This window comes from Paenibacillus xanthanilyticus (genome assembly GCF_042682185.1).
GTDB lineage: Bacteria > Bacillota > Bacilli > Paenibacillales > Paenibacillaceae > Paenibacillus_Z > Paenibacillus_Z xanthanilyticus.
Map to the genome: position 1 here is coordinate 1,562,976 of NZ_JBHUHA010000001.1, position 20,800 is coordinate 1,583,775.

Genomic DNA, 20,800 nt, shown 5'->3' on the forward strand with positions numbered 1-20,800 from the left:
GCCTGGATTACTCCATTCACAATCCCTGCATCCGCTTTCAAAATTCCAACATCCAGTATGCAAAAGAAAAGCCTAACCCCCTACGGGAGGCTAGGCTTGGTTAGGCACGCCTACTGAAATAAATCCGGCAAAATGTCATAAATATACTGGTTCACCCAATTCCAAGCATGGGTGCCGCCATCGCCTACGATGAAATAGAAATTCCCTTTCGTCGTATCCGATGAATAAATGAATGTGTCCGTCAATTGCTTCATGGCATCGATCTGCGGCTTCAGGTTGGGATACGCGATATCCAGATTGCCCGTGGCCGCGAACACGTAATAATCCTTCGGCGTATAACCGGAATCTTTCGCAACCTTCGCCAGGTATTCCGCCGTTTCTTTTGGCTTGCTGCCGCCGGCGGCCTGACCTAATACCCAGCTGTCGCCGCTGAGCGGCATGTAATATTTGAAATAGTCCAGACCATGAATAAAGGTGTACCAGGTCGTGACGGACCCCATGGAGAAGCCGCCGAATGCCCGATGCGCCCGGGAGGCTTTCAGGTCGTCCACGCTCGCGGATTGGGCATACGTAGCGTACTTGGTTTCCACCAAAGGCACAATGGTTGAAATCAACTCCTCATGGAACAAGGCGGTGTCGTTCTTGCCGCCGTAGAAGGTAGGCGTCACGACGATCATCGGCTCCATATCGCCGTTTGCGATCATGTTATCCAAGATTCGCTTCAGTTCCTTGCTCTGGCCAGGTCCGCCGAAGATGAGATTCTCGTTCTCCCCGCCGCCGTGCATGAGATAGAGGACATTGTATTTCGTCGTCTTGTCGGAAGCGTCATAACCGTGCGGAAGATAAACGTTCAGCTTCTTGTCGTCTGTCCCGCTCGTTAAATTAGGCGCTTTGTACGCCACGGTTTCGATGGTCCCCGGCTTCTTGCTCTCCAGCCGGTATTCGTCGGGAACCGCCTTGAAATATTTCTCGTTCGCCGCTTCTTCCGTCATTTCCAAGCTGCTGATCGCCTCCTTGATCGCCGCATAGTGTGCATCCAGTCGCGCTTGGGTCGCTTGATCGTCCTGAATGACGTTTTCGGCAATGACGCTCATAATGGCATTCTTTACGCTGGCTGAATTTTTGTACAGCGTGAAATCAAGCTTCAGCGCCTGTTGGATAAGATTCAAGAGATCGTACGGATTGCGTCCGCTCACCGCCCCTTTCGTCTTGCCGGTCAGGAGGACCGCGCCGAATGTCCGCGTATCATTCCATGCGCCGCCCGTCGAATCGAACACATTGATCGTGCCGATGCGTTCCGTTTCTTTGGCGTCATTCACCTGCAATTCGATGCCAAGCGCTTTCCCATTGTCCGGCTTCGCCCCGAGCGCGATTCTGGCTTCAACGACATATCCGCCTTCCGACTTTCTCGCGGCGGTATAAATCCGGTCGACCTTTCCGTTATCCACGGACAGTGCATTGTCAACATTCACGCGAATATGCAGGTCATCCACGCCATATTCCTGTGTCTTGTCGTTGTTCTCGTCCAGGAAGATTTCCACGGAATCCTGCATGTAGGGCGTGCCGGATTTGACGGATAATTGCGGATCTTTGACTTCGGCAAGAATGTACAGCGCATGATCATCCCACAACGTTTTGAAGACGGCAGAAGCCTCCGTTTGGTTGGTTCGGTGTTTGGGCGTGACCACCTGCGCGCTCTTCCAGGCTTTGTCCACGGTGCCGTCAATCACGGGCGACCCGAAATAAGCCACCATTCTCCCTTGGGCATCCAGTCCATACTTGTCTACCGATACTCTTGCCGGGCCGGGGGCCGGTTTCTTGGGCGTCTCGTTCGCGGAGCTCGTTTGGTTCTGGGCAAGCTCGCTTTGAGCTGAGGCCGCAGCGGCATCCACCCCCGCACCGGGCGCGCTCGACAACGCAAGGGAGACCGCGACGGCCATCACCACGGGCTTCAGAAGCAACTTCTTCGTTCGCTTGTTCAACAACATTTCCTCCTCTTCTTATTGTAGCGCTTTCATTTTCAACCTCCGCAGGTGAATCGTTGCTGTACCTCCTATTTTAGGGAGGCGGCCAGACGTACTCCATTCAAAAAACAAGCATCCGCTTTCATTATTCGAGCATCCCGCCGCTTTAGGATTTCAGGCTTCGGTATTCGTTGACCGACCTGCCGATATTTTTCTTGAACACGATGCTGAAATAGTGTGGATCGGCGATGCCTACCTGCTCCCCCACCTCATAGCCTCTTAGGTCCGTTCGTTTAAGCAGCGTCTCCGCTTTTTTCATGCGGATATTCGTCAGATACTCCACGAAGGTTTGGCCCGTTTCCTTCTTCATCAGCCTGCCCAGATGCCCAGGACTAATGAAAAACGCCGCGGCCGTGCTCGTAAGTCCCAGATCCGGATCGCTCATGTTCTGCTCGAGATACGATTTCACGCGGGTAATCAGGCTGCCTTCCGGGGCTTCTTTTTTGGCGCGAATGGTCGTGGACAGTTGAACGACGTAATGGGTTACGATGGACTGTAACTCCGGCAGATTATCCGCGCTTAGCATGGACATCAGCGTCTCCTGATGAAACGCGCGCTCATGCTCGATCTGCTGTTCGATGGCGGCATGCTGACATTCCGTGAAGACATCCATCGCCGCCAAGCGAAATTGAGATACGCTGGAGAACGACGCTCCGAAAATCGCCTGTACAATCTCAACCGCTCGTTCGGACGAACCGACGCTGACATGGAACTGCAGCTGCTTGAGCAGGTCCGGGTCGGAACGATACAGCACGCCATCGTGATCGACGACATCTTCGTAGCAGACGACCCGGTTATGGCCGACGAAGGCTTTATATTGAAGCGCGCGGGAAGCTTCCTGATAACCAAGGCTCAACTCCTGCAGATCCCGATATTTTCGTCCGATTCCGATGTTCGCGGCGCATCGATTAGACGTGATGAGGTCGGCTAGAAGCCGCTGGCACTCGCTTACGAACGCGACGTCCCGGTCCATGGCGATGGCGACGATGCGGTTGCGGGCATCCGATAAGACGATGACGCCCGAATCGTGCTCGAAGGAGGCTTCCGCCTTGTGCTTGGCTTCCATCCGCAGCAGAAGCAGCTGCTCCTCGGATTGCTGCTCCGATACCGGCACAATCTCGATTACGGCAACCTGAAGCGAGACGGCCGGATGTACCGGAATGTTGAAATGGTCCGCCTTTTCCCGAATTTCTTCGGAAGCAAGCATGCCGGTTAACCATTGGTTCAGGAACCTCTCCCTCAGATACGGCAAATTCCGCTCCAAGTCTTCCTTCAGCCGTTCCAACTCTCGAACGCGAATACGCTCTTCTTCTATTTTAAGTTTTAGCTTATGCGTGACTTGGAGCAGCTCCGCAGCGCGGATCGGCTTCAAAATAAAATCCGATATCCCAAGCTGGACGCTCTTGCGCGCATACTCGAACTCGTCATGTCCGGTTACGATCACGATTTTGGTAGCCGGATACTGCTCCAGCACCATGCCGCTGAGCTCGATCCCGTTCATGACGGGCATGTAAATGTCGGTGAAGATGATATCCGGCCTCCACTGCTCCGCCAGCGCAAGCGCTTCATGTCCGTTGGAGGCTTCCGCTACGATCGACATTCCCAGCTGCTCCCAATCGATGCGCATGCGGAGCAAATTCCGAATGAGGTATTCGTCATCCACGATGAGAACCTTTAGATTGTCCATTATGCCTCATCTCCATCTCCTATAGGTATGAATAAGGTGATCGCCGTTCCTTTGCCCGGTTCGCTGTCGATTTTGAAGTGGCTTCGATCATCGTAAAAAATGCGCAATCGCTCCAAGGTTCCCCACAAGCCAAAGCTCTGGATTTGCCCGTCTCTCTCCGAGCCGATGATTCGCGCGACTTCCTCTTCCGACATGCCCATGCCATCATCGGCCACGGAGATCGTCAGCATCCCGCCCGAGCGGCGTGCGCGGATCCGAATGGTGCCCTTCGTTCCATAGGACCTTATGCCGTGATAAAGCGAATTTTCGACAAGCGGCTGTAAGACCAGCTTCGGAATACGGATGGCGCAACAGCTTTCGTCCACATCGTAGACCGCTTCGAAAATATCCCGATATCGCGCTTTTTGGATTTTCAAATAGTTTCGCACCATCTCGATCTCTTCGCCAACCGTGATGATGTCCCGCCCTTTGCTGACGCTCGCGCGATAATAGCCGCCAAGCGCCTCCAGCATGTCGCATACCTGATCGTTCAATCCGGAGAGCGCCAGCGACGTAATCGAGTCGAGCGTGTTATAGAGAAAATGCGGCTTGATTTGGGCCTGCAGCGTATTGAGCTCCGCCTTGCGAATCGTGTGCTGTTCTTCGATAATCCGCTTCAGCAGCTGATCGATTTGTTCAATCATGTTGTTGTAGCCGTTGAAAAGCTGTTGGAATTCGTAGCTGCTGCGCGTGGCGGGAACCTTCTGGAAACGGCCGCTTTTGGATTTGGTCATCGCCCTCAGCAGCCGGTGTATGGGTTGAATAATACTGCGCGAAATCATGAAGGAGGTCACGAAGAAGACGGCTCCGTTGATGATGAGCAGCGCAAGCGCCAGGAGCACGAGCGATTTATTGACCGTGCGGACGACATTGTGGGGCGTAATGCTCAAGAACGTCCACTTATTACTCCCTCCCGTCAGAAAAGATGCCGTATAGGATTGGGACCCGGATTCCAGGGGAAGGAAGCCTGCGTTTGTCTGCTGCAAGGCTGGCTTGATCTCCAGATCGTCCGACGCCAGCAGCTGTTCGAATAACGCGAAAGGCACTTCATCCGTCGCATGGGCGGCGATGATCTGATTTCGCTCGTCCAAAATCGCGAAGGGCAGCGCGCTTGGATTCGGCAGATTGGCATACGCCTTGACGAAAGCTTCGCCCTTGATGTTGATGACCAGTACGCCGAGCGTCGACGTGTCGTCAATGTCTCGAATCAATCGGATGAAGGAAACGAAGTTTTGCTCGGCGCTTTCCGTGAACGCCCCGCTTCCGTTTAATTTCAAGATGTATTTCCCTTGCTCGGACACCACTTGCGAATACCACTGCGCATCCTGAACATTCGCTCTCGTGAATGTCGGCGATTGCTGGGTGCCGATGGAGAAGAGATTGCCCGAATTGTCAAATATATAGACGGAATCAATCATCGGAACCGCTTGCATGAGATTGTATAAATACAGGCTGACCTTGGACTGCGTTGGCAGATTGGCGTACACATTCCCCTGCCGCAGCAGGTTTTGCAAATTTTCATCCGAGAAGATCATCTTGGAGTAGTTATTCACGTTCTCCACCATGAAATCGACGTTGGTTTGGATAGAAGTAAGCGTTTGCAAAGATGCTTCGTTCATGTTGTTCTGCGCCGAATGGGTGGAGATTTGATTGAACACGACATAGCTGAAGGCGACCGAAAGCAAGATGACGAGGAAATATAAGAAAGGGATTTTGAGCGCCAATTTAACTGGCTTGCCGCGAATGGAAGCGCTCATGTTTTGGATCGTTCGCAGCAACGCATGCACCTCCGTTTGTGTCATGATGTTCTCATTTTGTTGTAACTCCCGCACGGGCTGCAACGTCCGTGTTTTTACTTGACCCCGCCAATCTTTACCGATTGCATGATGAATCTTACCCGCAGACGCGATCGACGGACGAACACATCTCCGCAACGGCTTCCCGCCGGGAAGCAGATTCCATTTTTTTCTTCCAAGCCTCTTGATAAGGTGACGAACCTGTGGTAAATTTATGCCATATTAAAGGCAATGTTACCAAAAAGGTACAACCTCGATTTATTCGTGGGTTGTGCCTTTTTTATTTTCCCATCGAAAAGGAGAGAGACGAAATGAACTTGCATGCCGTCTACCATCGCGCGAAAGGAAACTGGTCGTACGCCTACGACGCGACCACGCTGCACATTCGAATCCGTACCGAGCGAGACGATGTCGACCGGGTCGATCTCATCTGTGGCGACAAGTACGATTGGGTCAACACGAAGCTGATCGTGCCGATGAAGCGTATGCTTTCCGACCGGCTATTCGACTATTGGGAAGCCGCCGTTGAACCTCCTCACCGCCGGCTCGTCTATTACTTCGGGCTTCACGACAAGAAGGGAAGCGCTTACCTGCTGGAGAAGGGATTTTTGGAGACCGAGCCCGAGAATGCGTACCACGGCGTATTCGACTTCCCTTATATGAACCCGATCGAAATTTTCACGCCGCCGGCATGGGTGAAGGACGCGGTCTTCTATCAACTCTTCCCGGAACGTTTCGCTAACGGCGACCCTTCCAACGATCCGGAGGGCGTCGAGCCATGGGGCGGCGCGCCTACGCCCAAAAATTTCTTCGGCGGCGATCTGCAAGGGGTCATCGACCATCTCGATCACCTGACGGAGCTGGGCGTCAATGCGATCTATTTCAACCCGCTCTTCGAAGCGACGACGAATCACAAATACGACACGGCCGACTACATGAAGGTCGACCCGCACTTCGGGACGAACGAAACGCTTAAGACATTGGTGGAAGCCTGCCATGAGCGCGGAATCCGCGTGATGCTCGACGCCGTCTTCAACCATTGCGGCAAGACCTTCCCGCCCTTCGTCGATGTGCTCGAGAACGGCCAAGATTCCAAGTACGCGGACTGGTTCCATGTTCGCGACTGGCCGCTTCGCCTCGAAGGCTATGTGCCAACCTACGAAACATTCGGTTTCGAGCCGATCATGCCGAAGCTGAATACGGAGAATGCGGAAGTGAAGGCGTATCTGCTCGGGGTTGCCCGGTATTGGATCGAGGAAATCGGCATCGACGGCTGGCGTCTCGACGTGGCGAACGAGGTCGACCACCATTTCTGGCGCGAATTCCGCCAGACGGTGAAGGCGATCAACCCAGAGGCCTACATATTGGGCGAAATTATGCATGACGCCATGCCTTGGCTGCAGGGCGATCAATTCGATGCGGTAATGAACTACCCGTTCACGAATGCCGTGCTTGAATTTTTCGGCCAGAGCAAAACGGATGCGTTCCGGTTCGCCAATTCGATCAGCGCCCAGCTGGCCAGCTACCAGCGTCAAGTCAACGAGGTCTCGTTCAACCTGCTTGGCAGCCACGATACGCCCCGCCTGCTGACGGTGTGCCAGGGCAGCGCCGAGCGCGCGAAACAAGCGACGCTGTTCCAGTTGACGTTCCCGGGCGTGCCGTGCATCTACTACGGCGACGAAGTCGGTCTCGACGGCGAGAACGACCCCCACTGCCGCAAATGCATGGAATGGGACCGCTCGAAGCGCGACGAAGAGCTGTTCGACTTCTTCAAGCAGGCGATCCGCCTTCGCAAGTCGCATGACGCGCTGCGCACCGGCGAGATCCGTTTCCTGCAGGCCTTGCCGGGCGATGACCGCTTGATCTACGAGCGTTGGAACAACGACGAGCGCTTCCTCATTTTGATGAATACGCGAAGCAAACCGTCCGAGCTGTCTGCCGAGGTAACGCCGGGTCGGTGGACCGATGCTTTCTCCGGTCAAGTGCTCGAGACGTCCGGCAGTTTACTTAGCTTGAAGCTGCCGGCGCATGGATTTGCGGTGCTGCATCGGGTTACGAAATAGGGTAATCGACGAACGTATAAAGAAGCATCCCTCTAGCATCATCGCGGGGGATGCTTCTTTGGCATGGTTCGAGTTTGACGCTAGCTGCAATATTAAAAGGGCTGTACCTGTCATTCCGACCGGTACAGCCCGCGCGTTAAGCCGCTATATCGCTTACCAAATTCTTCATCCATTTCCGCGAACTGATCCGGACCCAACCGAACATGAACCGGACGAGCTCCTCCATGGAGAGCACCAAATAAACGAGGAACACCGGCTGCTTCCATACGAAAGACAACAGCAGCCCGGATGGGACGCCGATTAGCCACGTAGCCGTCGATTCCATGGCGAAGACATATTTACTGTCCCCGCCGCTGTTCAGAATGCCGCCGGCCATAATCATGTTCGACACCTTGACCCACAGGAAGCCCGCGAATACAAGCACGATGTACACGGCCAGCCGGTTTGCTTCGCCGGAAATATTAAACGCCGATACATAGAGCGGCGATAATGCGGCAAGGGCAGCGCCCAGCACCACCGAGATGATGATGCCTAGCCGGACGAAACGGCGCGCATGGGCAAGTGCGATGTCGTACTCCCCGGCGCCCAGCCGATTGCCGACCATGACGGCAGCGGCGCTGGCCAAGCCGGAGAGCAGTCCGATGCTGATGCCCTGGAGCGGGAAGGTCACGGTCATCGCGGTCATCTCGACCGTGCCCATCCGACTGTAGATCACGGCATACGAGGTCTCCCCTAACACCCAGACCAATTCGGTGAGCAGGATCGGATAGGTGGTTCCGATAAACTTCTTGAGCAGCGGGCCCGGAATGCGGAGCAGATTCATCACCCCGACTGCGCCAGGCAGGCGGTACCAATAGACAGCCCCGATGATCAGGACGCACTCCAGCACCTTCGAGATGACCGTCGCCACCGCGGAGCCTTTCAAGCCAAGCTCGGGCGCCCCGAAGTTGCCGAATATCAGCAAATAGTTCAGCACGACATTGGCAATGACGCTGACGAGACTGACGATCGTCGGCCAATTGGCGTGACCGGTGCTGCGAAGAATCGCGGAATACATCATCGTGAGCATCGTCGGCACGTAGCTGATCGCCACGACCTGGAGGAAGATGTAGCCGTATTCCGTTACATTCGTATCGGTCGTGAACAGCCCGAGAAAAAACTGCGGCTGCACGTAGACGGCGATGGAAAACACCAAGGATAACGCCGTCCCGCCGATCAGGCCAATGCCAAGCACCTGCGTAACGCTGCTGGTGTCTTTATTGCCCCAGAATTGCGCCGAATAAATGGAAACCCCGGTCGAAAGACCGGCCAATACAACGGAGATGACGCCAAAAATTTTCGTCGCCATGCCGACGGAGGCAATCGCCGTATCGCCGAGCTGACCGACCATCAGCTGATCCGTAAAGTAAAGCAGCGACATGAGCAGACTTTGCAGCGTGACCGGAATCGCTATTTTATAGATGCTTTTGTAAAATCCATCTTTTTCTTGTTCGGCCATCAATTAACCCGCCCCTTTTGATTTGTTGAGGTCTGTCGCGAATCGGCCGTACCCTTCGACGATCCAGTCCGCGAGCGATAAATCCTGGTTGCCGGAATGGGGATTGCGGAAGCCGGCGCAGGCCATGCCGGCCGCCTTGGCCGCCTTGACCCCGTTGCTCGAATCTTCGACAACGAGGCATGCATTCGCCTCGACGCCAAGCCGATCGGCCGCCAGCAGGAAAATGTCCGGCGCCGGCTTGCCCTGCCGTACTTCCTCGCCGCTCGCGATCGCATCGAACTTCTCGATTAGGCCGATTCGGGTCAGCATCCGTTCGATCAGCGCCATTGGGGAGGAGGAGGCAACCGCGACCGGAATGCCCCGCTTCTTCAGTCGATGGAGGAACGCCGCCGCTTGCGGCATCGGCGCCAGCTCGCGGTGACGCTCGATCGCCTTCAGCACGTTCGTTTGATGAAAGGCGGTGAGCTCCGCAACCGAAGGCGCCAGCCCATAACGCGATTTCACCCGTCTCCACATCTCTTCCGGCGTGATGCCCACGAATTGATGCTGCTCCTCCTCCGCCATATGGATCCCGTAATGGCGAAAGGAAGCCTGCTCAATTTCGAAATAGATCGGCTCGCTGTCCACCAGCACCCCATCCATATCGAAGATAACCGCCCGGATGGCCGACGTCGGGCCGATCTCTATCCCGTTAGCCGCCACGTCCGCCCCCATTACACCGCCCGCTTGAAGCGCATAAGGGTATAGGTGGCCCGGGGCTCGACTTCGACGACCTTGAATTTCTTCGCCAAGTCGATCGTCCGGTAGCCTTCGCCGTCGACCAGCGTGACATTGTCCGCTCCGCCGATAATGATGGGCAGCTGCATGAGAATGATCTCGTCGACGAGGTCCTGATCGAAGATGTGCCAGTTCAGATAGCCGCCGCCTTCCACCATGAGATGCTCCATCCCGTATTGATCTTCCAGCTGGCGATACAGCCCGACGAAATCCACCTTCTCGTAACCGCTGATCAAGCAGTCCTTGCCCCTGCTGCGAATCAACGCCATCTTCTCCGGATCTTGGCCATGGACCGTCGTGACGATGATCGTCTTCTCCTCATCGGTCAGCACGTTGCTGTCGAGCGAGATGTCCATCGTGGCGGTCGGGATGATCCGAATCGGATTTTTATTCGTCTCATAGCGGTTGGTCAGGAACGGATTATCCGTTTGAATCGTGTTCTTGCCGACCATAATGCCTTGCACGTTGCCCCGGAATTTATGGATAAATTCCATGTCCTCGCTCGAAAAAAGGGTGAACAGCTCTTTGCTGGAGCTGCCCGCGCCGAGCGTCAGTTTGCCGTCGATCGAAATTTGGCTGAATACCGTCGTTTTCATCGCGTTTCCTCCTCCTATATCCGGTTCGCGGCGGCAAGCTTCTCTTCGAGCTTGCTTTCCATTCGCGCGCAAATTTGATCGATTGTGTAATCCGGCAACAAATGCAGGCCGAGCTCCATCGCGATCCAGACATAAATCATATGCGGATGGATCGGCATCGGGCGGCACTCCTCCAGCAGGGCGATCAGCCGCCGTTTGGACGGGGAACTCGATTCGGCCAGCATCTTAAGGACCGACTGATTGGTCGGGATCCGCTGCACCTTGTTCGCCCATAGAAGCTGGCATTCCTCGCTTAGCATGAAGCGCGTGAACGAGAGGATGTCTTCGGCGTATTCCGATTCCAACGACTGATTCGGGTAGACCAATCCGATCGAAGAAGACATGGAGATCGATTGGCCGTCGTATAGGCTCGGCAAGCTGCCGACGACCAGCCGTTCGCCCATCTTTTGGTCGAGATAGTTGAAAATCCACTCGCCGCAAATGATCGCGCCGATCCGGCCGTCGATAAACTTCTCGAGCAATTCCGTCGAGCCGTCGAAGCTGGCCAGTATCCCCGCCTCCTGCTTATCGCGGACGAAGGCGAGAGCCTGCTTCATCGCCGGCGTCGACACGGACGGCTTGCCCTCTTCCATCGGCCAGCCGCCGAAAGCGGACAAGAACGGCACGAACCAGTACGATTGCTTCAAATCCCCTGCGATCGGCACGATGTCCCGCGCGAGCAGACGCTCGGCGGCGTCTTCAATAGCCTGCCAGCTATCCGGGGCCGTCTCATAGACGTCGCGGTTGACGAACAGCACAAGATGGTTGCCTTGCAGCACCGGAATGCCGTATTGGACGCCGTTCATCCTCATGCTCGCAAGCGTGTCGTCGGCGAGCAGATCGGCGACAATCCGATCCGGCACCTTGGAATAGGCTCCGATGTCGGCATAGCTGGCCATATCCGCCGGCACGAACGCCATATGCGGCCCGACGCCCAATTCCTTCACGCTGCCGAGCCGTTCACCCAGTTCGGTAATGTTCATGACCTGCGGCGTCACCTGTACGCCGTTACGCTCCGAATAGAGCCGGCAAATTTCCTCCAGCACTTCGATCGAGGTATCCCCCGGGCCGTCAAACTCATGCCAGAGGATTAATTCCTTCTTGTTATTCGTCCGTTCTTGCATCGTTCTCATCTCCCCGCGGTTATGTTGGTGTAAGAGCAGGCCTTGATACGGCGCCAGCGTCAATTGCGACACGGCGCGATTCCCCAACGTCGAATCAAGACTGCTGTCGAGCTTAATCTCGTAGGCTTCGATGTCCGGCCTTATGGCGGCCAGGTCGACTTGAACCGATGACGCTCCGCTTACATTCATGCAGACGAGCGCAGTCTCCTCGCCGTTCTCGTAGCCGTAGATCACGACATCCGAAGGCGATTCCGCGATAAAGAACCGATCGGGCCGAAGCAGTCCCGGCTTGCTCGATTTGAAGGCATGCAACTCGGCCAGCAGCCGCATCATGTCATGGTTCTCCGTCCAACTGATCGTCATGCGGTTAAAGAATGCCCTCGGAATGTCGGCCCCGTTCGTGTTGTCGCCAAGCCCGCAGTTAAGCGGCTGCTTCTCGTTCACCTCGTAACCGGTCGTCAAATACGGGATCGCATGGGGCAGAAACTGGTTGAACACGGCGAGCATTCGCGCCAGCTCAACGCCGCCCCGGCTCGTAATCCGCGGCGTATCCGCGGTTTCGGCGCAGGCGAAAATCGGGATGCTCAGCTCGGGGAGCTCCCGCAAGTACGATAGCAAGTTGTCCTTCGTCAGATCGGTCATGACGTTCCATCCGCTGCCGAGCATAATGTTGTAGCCGGTCGCCGCCGCCTTCGCGTGATTGCGGTTAAACAAATCCTCGCTGATCAGGATCGCGTGCGGGTTCTTCTCCCGGATCGTCTCGAACATCCGCGTCAGCAGCGGAATCGGAAGTACATGCCCGATATCGATGCGGAACCCGTCGATGCCGTACGTATCCAGATTGAAGCGGATCGCTTCTAGCAGACGCTCCCACAGGTCTTCGTTCGGCTGCTCGCCCGGGTAGTAATTGCATTTGATCGTATCGAACAGGACATAAGGCGCCTGACCTTCGCGCAAATAAGGCCGGGACTGCGGGCATACGTCCTTGTACAGCCGCAGGAAGGTGATGTCCGTCCAGATCGGCTGCACGTCGTTGATCCAATCGGAATGCGCAGGCGCGGTCGTTATGCCCATCTCCTGCTCGACCAGCGTCAGCAGCTCCTCGCCGGTCTGCGCCGAACGCGCTTTCAGCGCCTCCCACAGCGCCAGATCCAGCTGATTCGGAGGCAGCGAGAATTTGTCCAGGAACGCCTGCGTATCTTTGCTGCGATAGACGGTCTCCAGCTTGTCGGGCGTGCACTCCTCGAAAAATCCGAGTTCCGGAATCGGCGGCGGCGCAAAGCCTTCAAGCGCTTCGTTCTTGATCCAATACACCCACTCCGGGTTTTCTTTCATCAATTCGCTGTTCTTCGCCGTTACCCGCGGTATGAAATCGACGACCGCTTTGATGTCGAGCAGATGACAGGCCTCTACAAGCGCGGCCAGCTCGTCGTGCAGCGTGAAATCGTCCATGCCATCCAGCAACGGATCGTGCAGATTCGGATCAAGGTCGAACAACGATTGCACCGCATACGGCGAACCGATGTCGCCCTTCAGGTTCAACAGACTGTATCGATTGACCGGCAGCATGTACAGGATAGTGACGCCGAAGGTTTTGAGCAGCGGGAGCAGCACGATCAGACGCAGGAAGGTGCCGGATTCGATCATGCCGTCATGATCGTAATCCCACGCGGTCGTATAACGGACGAGCGAAGAATAGATGACGCTGTCATGCGGATCGGTTGCCTTGGTCGGCGCGTATTGCTTCGACGTTGCCCGCAAATAACGGAAGTGTTCGCTAAGAAATTGATAGGGATGGACGAGGATTTCCCCATCCCGCTCCCCAAGAATGGATTGAAATCCGCATTGGTTCCAAACGGCGGGCATCCAGATCGGCTTCGCCTCCGAATGCGCGCGCGATGCCAGAAATGCGGTTAAAGCCTCCAGTCTGCTATTGCTCTCCATTTGTAAGACTAGCTCCTTCCAAGTCGTTCTTCTCTTTTTAAAGTTCCTTGTTCTGGCCGTCTTCCCGATCTTCAAGGTACCAGCACGGTCTTGACGGACTCGCTGCTTACCTTGGTCAAGGTGTCGAGTTCGTAGCCGAGCAGCTCATGGACGGCGTCCGCGTAGTCCGCGAGCTTGTAGGTTTTCGTAACCAGGCGGCTGAGCTCCGGGTGATCCGCCGCAAAGCGCAGCGCCTCTTCGAACGTATGGCGATATTCGCCCGCCCCGATTAGTTTGACGGCGCGTTGAATATAGCTCGTCGGCGCGATCGTATGCCGATAGCTGCCATTAATGCCGAACGGTATGATCGTACCGCCCCGGTCGACCCAACGCTCGGCGACTTCCAGCTGCGTGCCGACGGTATCGATGACGACGTTGAACTTGCCTCCGGGGACAAGCTCCGACGCCGCCTCTTCGGTTAACTCCTCCGGAAGGAACGCGCGGTCGGACAGCTCGCGGGCGAACGACAATCGATACGGATTCACCTCGGTCGCGGCGGTAAATCCCGCTCTTGTCTGACTGACCATTTGGCACAGCAGTCCCATCGGTCCCGATCCGAGGATAAGGACCGAATCTTTGCGCGTGATGTTCGCGACGTTGAAATTATGGAGCACGCATGCCAGCGGCTCGATCAGCACGGCGGCCTCCATGCCAAGCCGCTCCGGCAAGCGGTGAACAAACCGCTGATTCGTCACCATGTACGGCGCGAACGTGCCGTGCATGTTGATGCCCGCGATGCGCATCCCGTTCCCGTCCGCACCTTCGCACAAATGCGGATTGTCATCCCGGCAATAGCGGCACCTGCCGCAGCTTTCGTTCGGATCGATGACGACCCGGTCGCCAAGTGTGACGCGATCGACGCGTCCTCCGACCGCTACGACGACGCCAACCGCCTCGTGACCGCGAACGATCCCGTGGGCCCCCTCCTCCTTACCGGTTATGACGGCCAGATCCGTGCCGCATATGCCGGTCAGCTCGATGCGGACCTTCACGTCGTCCGGCGTGTCCAGCTGCGGCTCTTCGATTTCAGATAACTCCAACCGGTTTCTTGCGCTCCATACTAACGCTTGCATCATGTACCCCCGCTTGTTTGAAAATTCGAAACCCATACGGCGGAAGCAGGAACCAGCCATCGCTCTTGTCGCCCGCTGCCGCTTCCTCATGCCACGCATCGCGCCAAGATCCGTCCAACTGCGGAAGCTCGATCGTCCGCGCCTCCGCGCTCGCGTTCAACAGCACGATGATCCGCTCCTCCTCGTTCGAACGCTCGTACACGAGCGTCCTGGCGCCCGATTCCGCCTGCAGGAAACGGAATCCGCCGTCCCTCAGCGCGCGGCTGGAACGTCTTAGCCTCGTCGCCTGCCGATAGAAGGCCAGCAGATCGAGATCCTGCTTGTCTGGGTCCCACTCCATGCATTGGCGATTGTCCGGGTCCCCGCCGCCCGTTAAGCCAACCTCGTCGCCGTAATAAATGCACGGCGTGCCCGGATACGTGAACTGGAAGATCACGGCCAGCTTCATTCGATCCTTGTCGTTATGGCATAGCGTCAACAAGCGGGGGGTATCGTGGCTGTCCAGTAGATTGAAGGCGATCTCGCTCACCTTGCTCGGGTACATCGCAAGCTGATTACCGATGCAATTCGCGAATTGTGCCGCATGGAATACGTCCTTCACGAAAAATTTCATGGCGAAATCCGTGACCGCGTAATTCATCACCGCATCGAGCTGGTCGCCTTGAAGCCATGGCGTCGCGTCGTGCATAATTTCCCCCAGAATGTAAGCGTCCGGCTTCAGCGACTTGACTGCTTCGCGGAACTTGCGCCAGAACGCATGATCCACTTCGTTGGCGACGTCGAGCCGGAAGCCGTCGATGTCCGTTTCCCGAATCCAGTAACGGGCCACCTCGAGCAAATAATCGCGCACCTTGGGATTGGCGGTGTTGAACTTCGGCATATGCGGCTCGAATCCGAACGTTTCGTACGTCGTTGAACCATCCGCCTTCGCCTGCATCGGCCACTCGCGAACGAGGAACCAGTCGGCATATGGCGATGACGCTCCATTGTCGATCGCATCCCGGAACGGCGGAAAATGTTCCCCCGCATGGTTGAAGACGGCATCCAACAGGACGCGAATGCCTCTTCGGTGACAAGCTTCCACGAGCTGCCGCAGCGTTTCCTTGCTGCCGAAATGGCGATCGACCTCGAAATAATTGGTCGTATCGTACTTGTGGTAGGACTTGGCTTGGAACAACGGATTAAAATAAATCGCGTTCACGCCGAGCGTCTCCAAATAGTCGAGCTTGTCGATGACCCCTTGCAGATCGCCGCCAAAATAGTTCTCTCGCGTCGGCTTTCCGCCCCAAGCCTCGACCTCCTCCGGGTCGTTCGTCGCATCCCCATTCGCGAAGCGGTCGGGAAAAATTTGATAGAACACAGCATCCTTCACCCAGCTTGGCGGCTCGTACAGATCGGCGTTGCCCACGTACGGATACTCAAAGTTGCCGAATTCGCCCTCGCCCGGCTGCGGCGCGTCCCACCGTTCCGCATACCAGTGACGTTCCTCGCCTGATTGCAGCTCGAAGCGATAGCTCAGCCGGCCGAACGGCGGCCGAACCAGCGCTTCCCAATAATCGAACCGCTCATCCGTAATCCGCTTCTCCATCGATGCTCGGCGTTCCGTGCGATACCAGTCGTATTTGTCGCCAAATACAATCGTCACGGCATCCGCATCGTCTCGCTTCGTCCGCATCCGCACCAAGACGGCGCCCGAGCCGTCCGGGAAAGCCCAGCTCCCTTTCGCTCGATGGTAGAAAGCCTCTACTAACATGCCCTTACCTCCTTTAAGATCTGAATGTCCGAATCTCACGCCATGCCCCAAGGAACGCAAAAAAAGGCACAACCTGCGTAATTACGCGAGGTTGTGCCTTTTTGCAAAGGTAACATAGCCTTCAGATTCGAGTATAGTATTGGGTTGATCTAGATGACTGAAAATTACTATGGACGAAACTTTATCATACTGAATTTGTCCTTGTAAAGCCGAATTTTGTCGACAACCTTATTAATTTTTTGTGGAAATTAGGCAGTTATAGCAGAGAAAGCGCATCCAAAATAGGTGTTGACAAATTTACCCTCCGTCGCCTAAACTCAGAAACAGGAAACTTGAGGGCGATGATTTTTAGACCAGCCGGTTTAAAACAACCCCGTTCATCTCACATGAGATAAACGTGGGTTGTTTTTTGTTTCCCAGAAAACGGAGATAGGAGATGAGGCCCCGATTGTAGCGATTCCGTAAGTCTATACAATCCGAATTTGTTTGCGAAACCTAATTCATATCTCAATTGGAGGTTATTTCGTGAAGAAAACAGTCTTGAAGCTTACTTCAACCCTTACTTTATCCATGGCGGTGGCGTTCAGCGCGGTTCCGTTCGCAACGGCGGCTCCGGACACATCCGTACAGAACAAGCAGAACTTCAGTACGGACGTTATCTATCAAATCGTGACGGACCGGTTCCTTGACGGCAACGCCTCCAACAATCCAACAGGCGCGGCTTTCGACGGGACATGTTCCAACATGAAGCTGTATTGCGGCGGCGACTGGCAGGGCATCGTCAATAAAATCAACGACAACTATTTCTCCAATATGGGCGTAACCGCGCTGTGGATCTCGCAGCCGGTGGAGAATATCTTCGCGGTCGTGAATTACTCGGGCGTCAACAACACGTCCTACCACGGCTATTGGGCCCGCGATTATAAGAAAACGAATCCGGCGTTCGGCAGCATGACCGATTTCGAGAATCTGATTGCGGCGGCGCACGCGAAAGGCATTAAGATCGTCATCGACTTCGCGCCGAACCATACCTCTCCGGCGATGGAGACGAACACGGCGTTCGCCGACAACGGACGACTGTATAACAACGGCACGCTCGTGGGCGGTTATACGAACGATACGGCGGGCTACTTCCATCACAACGGCGGCACCAACTTCTCGTCGCTAGAGAACGGCATCTATAAGAACATGTACGATCTTGCCGACTTCAATCTGCAAAACCCGACGATCGACGGTTACATGAAAGACGCGATCAAACTTTGGCTGGACAAAGGCATTGACGGCATCCGCGTCGACGCGGTCAAACATATGCCGCTCGGCTGGCAGAAAAACTGGATGGCCGCCATCAATAATCACAAACCGGTGTTCACGTTCGGCGAATGGTTCCTCGGCGCCAACGAGGTCGATGCCGCGAACCATCAGTTCGCCAACGAAAGCGGCATGAGCTTGCTCGACTTCCGCTTCGGCCAGAAGGTCCGCCAGGTGTTCCGCGACGGCTCGGATAATATGTACGGCCTTGACTCCATGATCTCCGGCACGCAAACGGCCTACGAAGAAGTAAACGACCAAGTGACGTTCATCGATAACCACGACATGGACCGTTTCCAAGTCGACGGCGCGAACGGCCGCAAGCTGGAACAAGCCATTGCCTTTACGCTCACTTCACGCGGCGTACCCGCCATCTACTACGGCACCGAGCAGTACATGACCGGCAACGGCGACCCTAACAACCGTAAGCGCATGACGTCCTTCTCGACAACGACGACAGCCTACAACGTCATTAAGAAGCTGGCTCCGCTGCGCAAGTCGAACCCGGCGATCGCCTACGGCACAACCCAGCAGAAGTGGATCAACAATGACGTCTATGTTTACGAGCGTAAATTCGGCAACAATGTCGCCGTCGTCGCGATTAACCGCAGCGCGACTGCGGCAGCCTCCATCGCCGGACTCTCGACGTCCCTGCCGGCTGGCACTTACGCGGATGTACTCGGCGGCACGCTGAACGGCAACTCGCTCACGGTAGGCAGCGGCGGCGCGGCTTCCACCTTCAACCTCGCGGCAGGCGGCGTAGCGGTATGGCAGTACACGGCCGCAACTTCGGCTCCGACGGTCGGTCACGTCGGTCCGATGATGGCGAAAGCCGGCAATACGATTACGATTGACGGCCGCGGCTTCGGCGCGACCAAAGGCACGGTATACTTCGGCACGACGGCCGTAACCGGAGCAAGCATTTCGTCTTGGGAAGACTCGCAAATTCGAGTGGTCGTTCCGGCCGTCGCTGCAGGCAAATACGCGGTGAAAGTTCGCACGTCCTCGGCGGTCGACAGCAACGTGATCAACAATGTCGACGTATTGACTGGCCAGCAAGTGAGCGTGCGTTTCATCGTCAATAACGCGACAACCAATCTGGGCGAAAACCTGTACCTCGTCGGCAGCGTCAGCGAGCTGGGCAATTGGGATGCGGCGAAAGCGATCGGACCGCTGTTCAACCAAGTCATGACGACCTACCCGACGTGGTACTACGACGTCAGCGTCCCGGCTGGCACCGCGATTCAATTCAAATTCATCAAGAAGAACGGCTCCACTGTTACATGGGAGGGCGGCTCGAATCACACGTTCACGACGCCGACCAGCGGTACCGGGACGACGATCGTCAACTGGCAACCGTAAGCGCATGACGATACTTTAACCCCATAGGAATGAAGCAAGCCGTTCATCCGAAGCGATGAACGGCTTTTGCTCGTTTTCAACAGATTACCGGATTCAGGCCGAACCGGGTTATTTCAACTTCGGAAGCTCATCCTTGGTGATCACATTCGATGCATTGTATACCGCTCGGATCTCGGCATCTGTATTGTACTCCACCCCGTTAATGGGCTCGTACACCCATTCCGACCAGCCCATGGCGAAAGCCCATTTGGGCTGTGCCGCAAGAACGCTCGAGCTCGGCAGCTTGGCGCATTCGCCGATGGCGATCGGCTTGCCGCCGGCTACGGTCAAGGCCGCATTATACTTCGCCGTCGTGAAGAAGTCCGGATTATAAATATCCAGCGCGAAGATGTCCCAGTAAGAACTGCCGGGGTTATAGGAGCTCCAGGTGGATACGAACTTGTCCGGACTTTCCAGATCCTGCATATCCCACACCCAGATCAGGTTGGTCAGGCCCTTGGTATTCACCAGATAATCGCGCGTCAGTCGGTACAGCGCCGCCGTTCCATTCGTCCCCGGTCTGCCCGCCCACCAGAATACGCTTTGGTTCATTTCGTGAAATGGCCGGAAAAGAACCGTGACTCCGCTGTCCTCCAGCTGCTGCAGATAACCGGCATACGTGTCCAAACGTTTTTTCCACGCGGTATTCAGCGTTCCTCCATTGGTAATGAGCGAGGACCACTGCGAATCTGACAGCTCGCTCACCACGCCGCCATCCCAATTTCCCACTTCCGGCTGCGTTGGCGGCGTGACATGCATCATCAGTTGCACGATAGCCCCATTCGCCCACTGCTTCTTCGCTTCGTTGATCATCGTCTGCCGATTGCTCACATCGCTGGAGGAGAAGAGGAAGTCACCGCTCCAGAGAGCCGGGGTTTTGCCCGTGATGCCAATAATCGCGTTGGTGTATTTGGCCGGATCGGAGTTGGGCTCCCGGTTGTGCTCGCCGATAACCGTACCCGTTCGGCCTGTCCCCTTGAGGTAATCCAGAACGCCCACCGCACTTTCGGAAGCGCTTCCATAAACCTCAAACTCCCAGATCGAGAAACCGTAAGCGGTTGCGCGCTTAATCCCGAACATCTTCACATATCGGGCGGTTACAGCCGGAAAGGAAATCGAGCTGGTGCCACCGGTCGCATTGTAGTTCTCGTATCTCGTCGTCCAGCTCACATTGTCCGTGGAGGTCTGGATCTGAAACTGGGTTGCATAGGCGGCCTCCCACTTGATCAGCACACGCGATACGGTTTGAGGGGATCCCAGGTCAACAATAAAGTTCTGGTTGTCCGCAAACCCTGAAGACCATCTCGTATTGCCATTCGCGTCCACCGCGTTGGATCCCGGATGGGCGGATTCGGAAGACGATACGATAACGGGGCGGCCGTACGCTAGATTGATATCGGCCGCAGACGACGGCGATGGCGTGAAATAAACGAGCATGCTGACCAACATCGAAAGGATCACGATCCATTTAACACCTTGATCTTGAGTTGCCATTTTCATCATTATACCTCGCTTTTTTCGTCATTTAATAACCTTCACATCCCCTGTACTCGATATGGCTCGGCACATGCACGAAGCCCCTAGCCCCCCTCTCGAAATATTTGTATTCGCTTACATTTAAATATTCTAAACAAATTAA

General features: G+C 55.6%; 12 protein-coding genes. 2 read left to right on the forward strand and 10 right to left on the reverse strand.

Going from position 1 to position 20,800, the window contains the following annotated elements:
• Positions 1 to 110 precede the first annotated feature (110 nt).
• The 3 genes from ACFSKT_RS06390 to ACFSKT_RS06400 form a co-directional block, all read right to left on the reverse strand.
• Entirely contained in the window at positions 111 to 1,940 is a 1,830-nt protein-coding gene (locus tag ACFSKT_RS06390) for a sugar-binding protein (protein ID WP_377716777.1), read from the reverse strand.
• A 190-nt stretch (positions 1,941 to 2,130) separates the two neighbouring features.
• Positions 2,131 to 3,711 carry a response regulator gene (locus ACFSKT_RS06395; RefSeq protein WP_377716674.1) on the reverse strand — a complete coding sequence of 527 codons (1,581 nt, stop codon included), beginning with the start codon at positions 3,709 to 3,711 and terminating at the stop codon, positions 2,131 to 2,133.
• The gene (locus ACFSKT_RS06400) at positions 3,711 to 5,528 is read right to left on the reverse strand and encodes a sensor histidine kinase (RefSeq protein ID WP_377716676.1); all 1,818 of its coding nucleotides are present in this window, start codon (positions 5,526 to 5,528) and stop codon (positions 3,711 to 3,713) included. Before ACFSKT_RS06400 ends, ACFSKT_RS06395 begins: the two co-directional genes overlap by 1 nt.
• 329 nt (positions 5,529 to 5,857) lie before the next feature.
• Between ACFSKT_RS06400 and ACFSKT_RS06405 the strand changes: the two genes are divergently transcribed.
• Positions 5,858 to 7,609: an alpha-glycosidase gene (locus ACFSKT_RS06405; protein WP_377716678.1), complete on the forward strand. Its 1,752-nt coding sequence runs from the start codon at positions 5,858 to 5,860 to the stop codon at positions 7,607 to 7,609.
• Between the two features lie 136 nt (positions 7,610 to 7,745).
• On the opposite strand, the gene ACFSKT_RS06410 is transcribed toward ACFSKT_RS06405, so the two are convergent.
• The 6 genes from ACFSKT_RS06410 to ACFSKT_RS06435 form a co-directional block, all read right to left on the reverse strand.
• Positions 7,746 to 9,107: an MATE family efflux transporter gene (locus ACFSKT_RS06410; protein WP_377716680.1), complete on the reverse strand. Its 1,362-nt coding sequence runs from the start codon at positions 9,105 to 9,107 to the stop codon at positions 7,746 to 7,748.
• A 3-nt stretch (positions 9,108 to 9,110) separates the two neighbouring features.
• Positions 9,111 to 9,821 (reverse strand): HAD family hydrolase, encoded by a 711-nt coding sequence (locus ACFSKT_RS06415; RefSeq protein WP_377716682.1) that lies wholly within the window; start codon positions 9,819 to 9,821, stop codon positions 9,111 to 9,113.
• Positions 9,821 to 10,480, reverse strand: coding sequence for a RibD family protein (locus ACFSKT_RS06420; RefSeq protein ID WP_377716684.1), 660 nt, complete (start codon positions 10,478 to 10,480; stop codon positions 9,821 to 9,823). The genes ACFSKT_RS06415 and ACFSKT_RS06420 overlap by 1 nt, the downstream gene beginning before the upstream one ends.
• Positions 10,481 to 10,494: 14 nt before the next feature.
• Positions 10,495 to 13,587, reverse strand: a complete 3,093-nt coding sequence (locus tag ACFSKT_RS06425; RefSeq protein ID WP_377716686.1) for an extracellular solute-binding protein — start codon at positions 13,585 to 13,587, stop codon at positions 10,495 to 10,497.
• 71 nt (positions 13,588 to 13,658) lie between these two features.
• Positions 13,659 to 14,666, reverse strand: a complete 1,008-nt coding sequence (locus tag ACFSKT_RS06430; RefSeq protein WP_377716688.1) for a zinc-dependent alcohol dehydrogenase — start codon at positions 14,664 to 14,666, stop codon at positions 13,659 to 13,661.
• Positions 14,653 to 16,452, reverse strand: a complete 1,800-nt coding sequence (locus ACFSKT_RS06435; protein ID WP_377716690.1) for an alpha-glycosidase — start codon at positions 16,450 to 16,452, stop codon at positions 14,653 to 14,655. The genes ACFSKT_RS06430 and ACFSKT_RS06435 overlap by 14 nt, the downstream gene beginning before the upstream one ends.
• A gap of 570 nt (positions 16,453 to 17,022) precedes the next feature.
• Here ACFSKT_RS06435 and ACFSKT_RS06440 point away from each other — a divergent pair.
• Entirely contained in the window at positions 17,023 to 19,122 is a 2,100-nt protein-coding gene (locus ACFSKT_RS06440; protein WP_377716779.1) for an alpha-amylase family glycosyl hydrolase, read from the forward strand.
• Positions 19,123 to 19,230: 108 nt separating this feature from the next.
• Here the strand turns inward: ACFSKT_RS06440 and ACFSKT_RS06445 are convergent, their stop codons facing one another.
• Entirely contained in the window at positions 19,231 to 20,664 is a 1,434-nt protein-coding gene (locus ACFSKT_RS06445; protein ID WP_377716692.1) for a glycosyl hydrolase, read from the reverse strand.
• Positions 20,665 to 20,800: the final 136 nt, after the last annotated feature.

Excerpts from the sequence above, each read along its gene's own strand:
- ACFSKT_RS06440 (WP_377716779.1), top strand. The coding sequence starts at position 17,023 with ATGGCGGTGGCGTTCAGCGCGGTTCCGTTCGCAACGGCGGCTCCGGAC.
- ACFSKT_RS06390 (WP_377716777.1), bottom strand. The coding sequence starts at position 1,940 with ATGGCCGTCGCGGTCTCCCTTGCGTTGTCGAGCGCGCCCGGTGCGGGG.
- ACFSKT_RS06405 (WP_377716678.1), top strand. The coding sequence starts at position 5,858 with ATGAACTTGCATGCCGTCTACCATCGCGCGAAAGGAAACTGGTCGTAC.
- ACFSKT_RS06415 (WP_377716682.1), bottom strand. The coding sequence starts at position 9,821 with ATGGGGGCGGACGTGGCGGCTAACGGGATAGAGATCGGCCCGACGTCG.
- ACFSKT_RS06445 (WP_377716692.1), bottom strand. The coding sequence starts at position 20,664 with ATGATGAAAATGGCAACTCAAGATCAAGGTGTTAAATGGATCGTGATC.
- ACFSKT_RS06435 (WP_377716690.1), bottom strand. The coding sequence starts at position 16,452 with ATGTTAGTAGAGGCTTTCTACCATCGAGCGAAAGGGAGCTGGGCTTTC.
- ACFSKT_RS06425 (WP_377716686.1), bottom strand. The coding sequence starts at position 13,587 with ATGGAGAGCAATAGCAGACTGGAGGCTTTAACCGCATTTCTGGCATCG.
- ACFSKT_RS06420 (WP_377716684.1), bottom strand. The coding sequence starts at position 10,480 with ATGAAAACGACGGTATTCAGCCAAATTTCGATCGACGGCAAACTGACG.
- ACFSKT_RS06410 (WP_377716680.1), bottom strand. The coding sequence starts at position 9,107 with ATGGCCGAACAAGAAAAAGATGGATTTTACAAAAGCATCTATAAAATA.
- ACFSKT_RS06395 (WP_377716674.1), bottom strand. The coding sequence starts at position 3,711 with ATGGACAATCTAAAGGTTCTCATCGTGGATGACGAATACCTCATTCGG.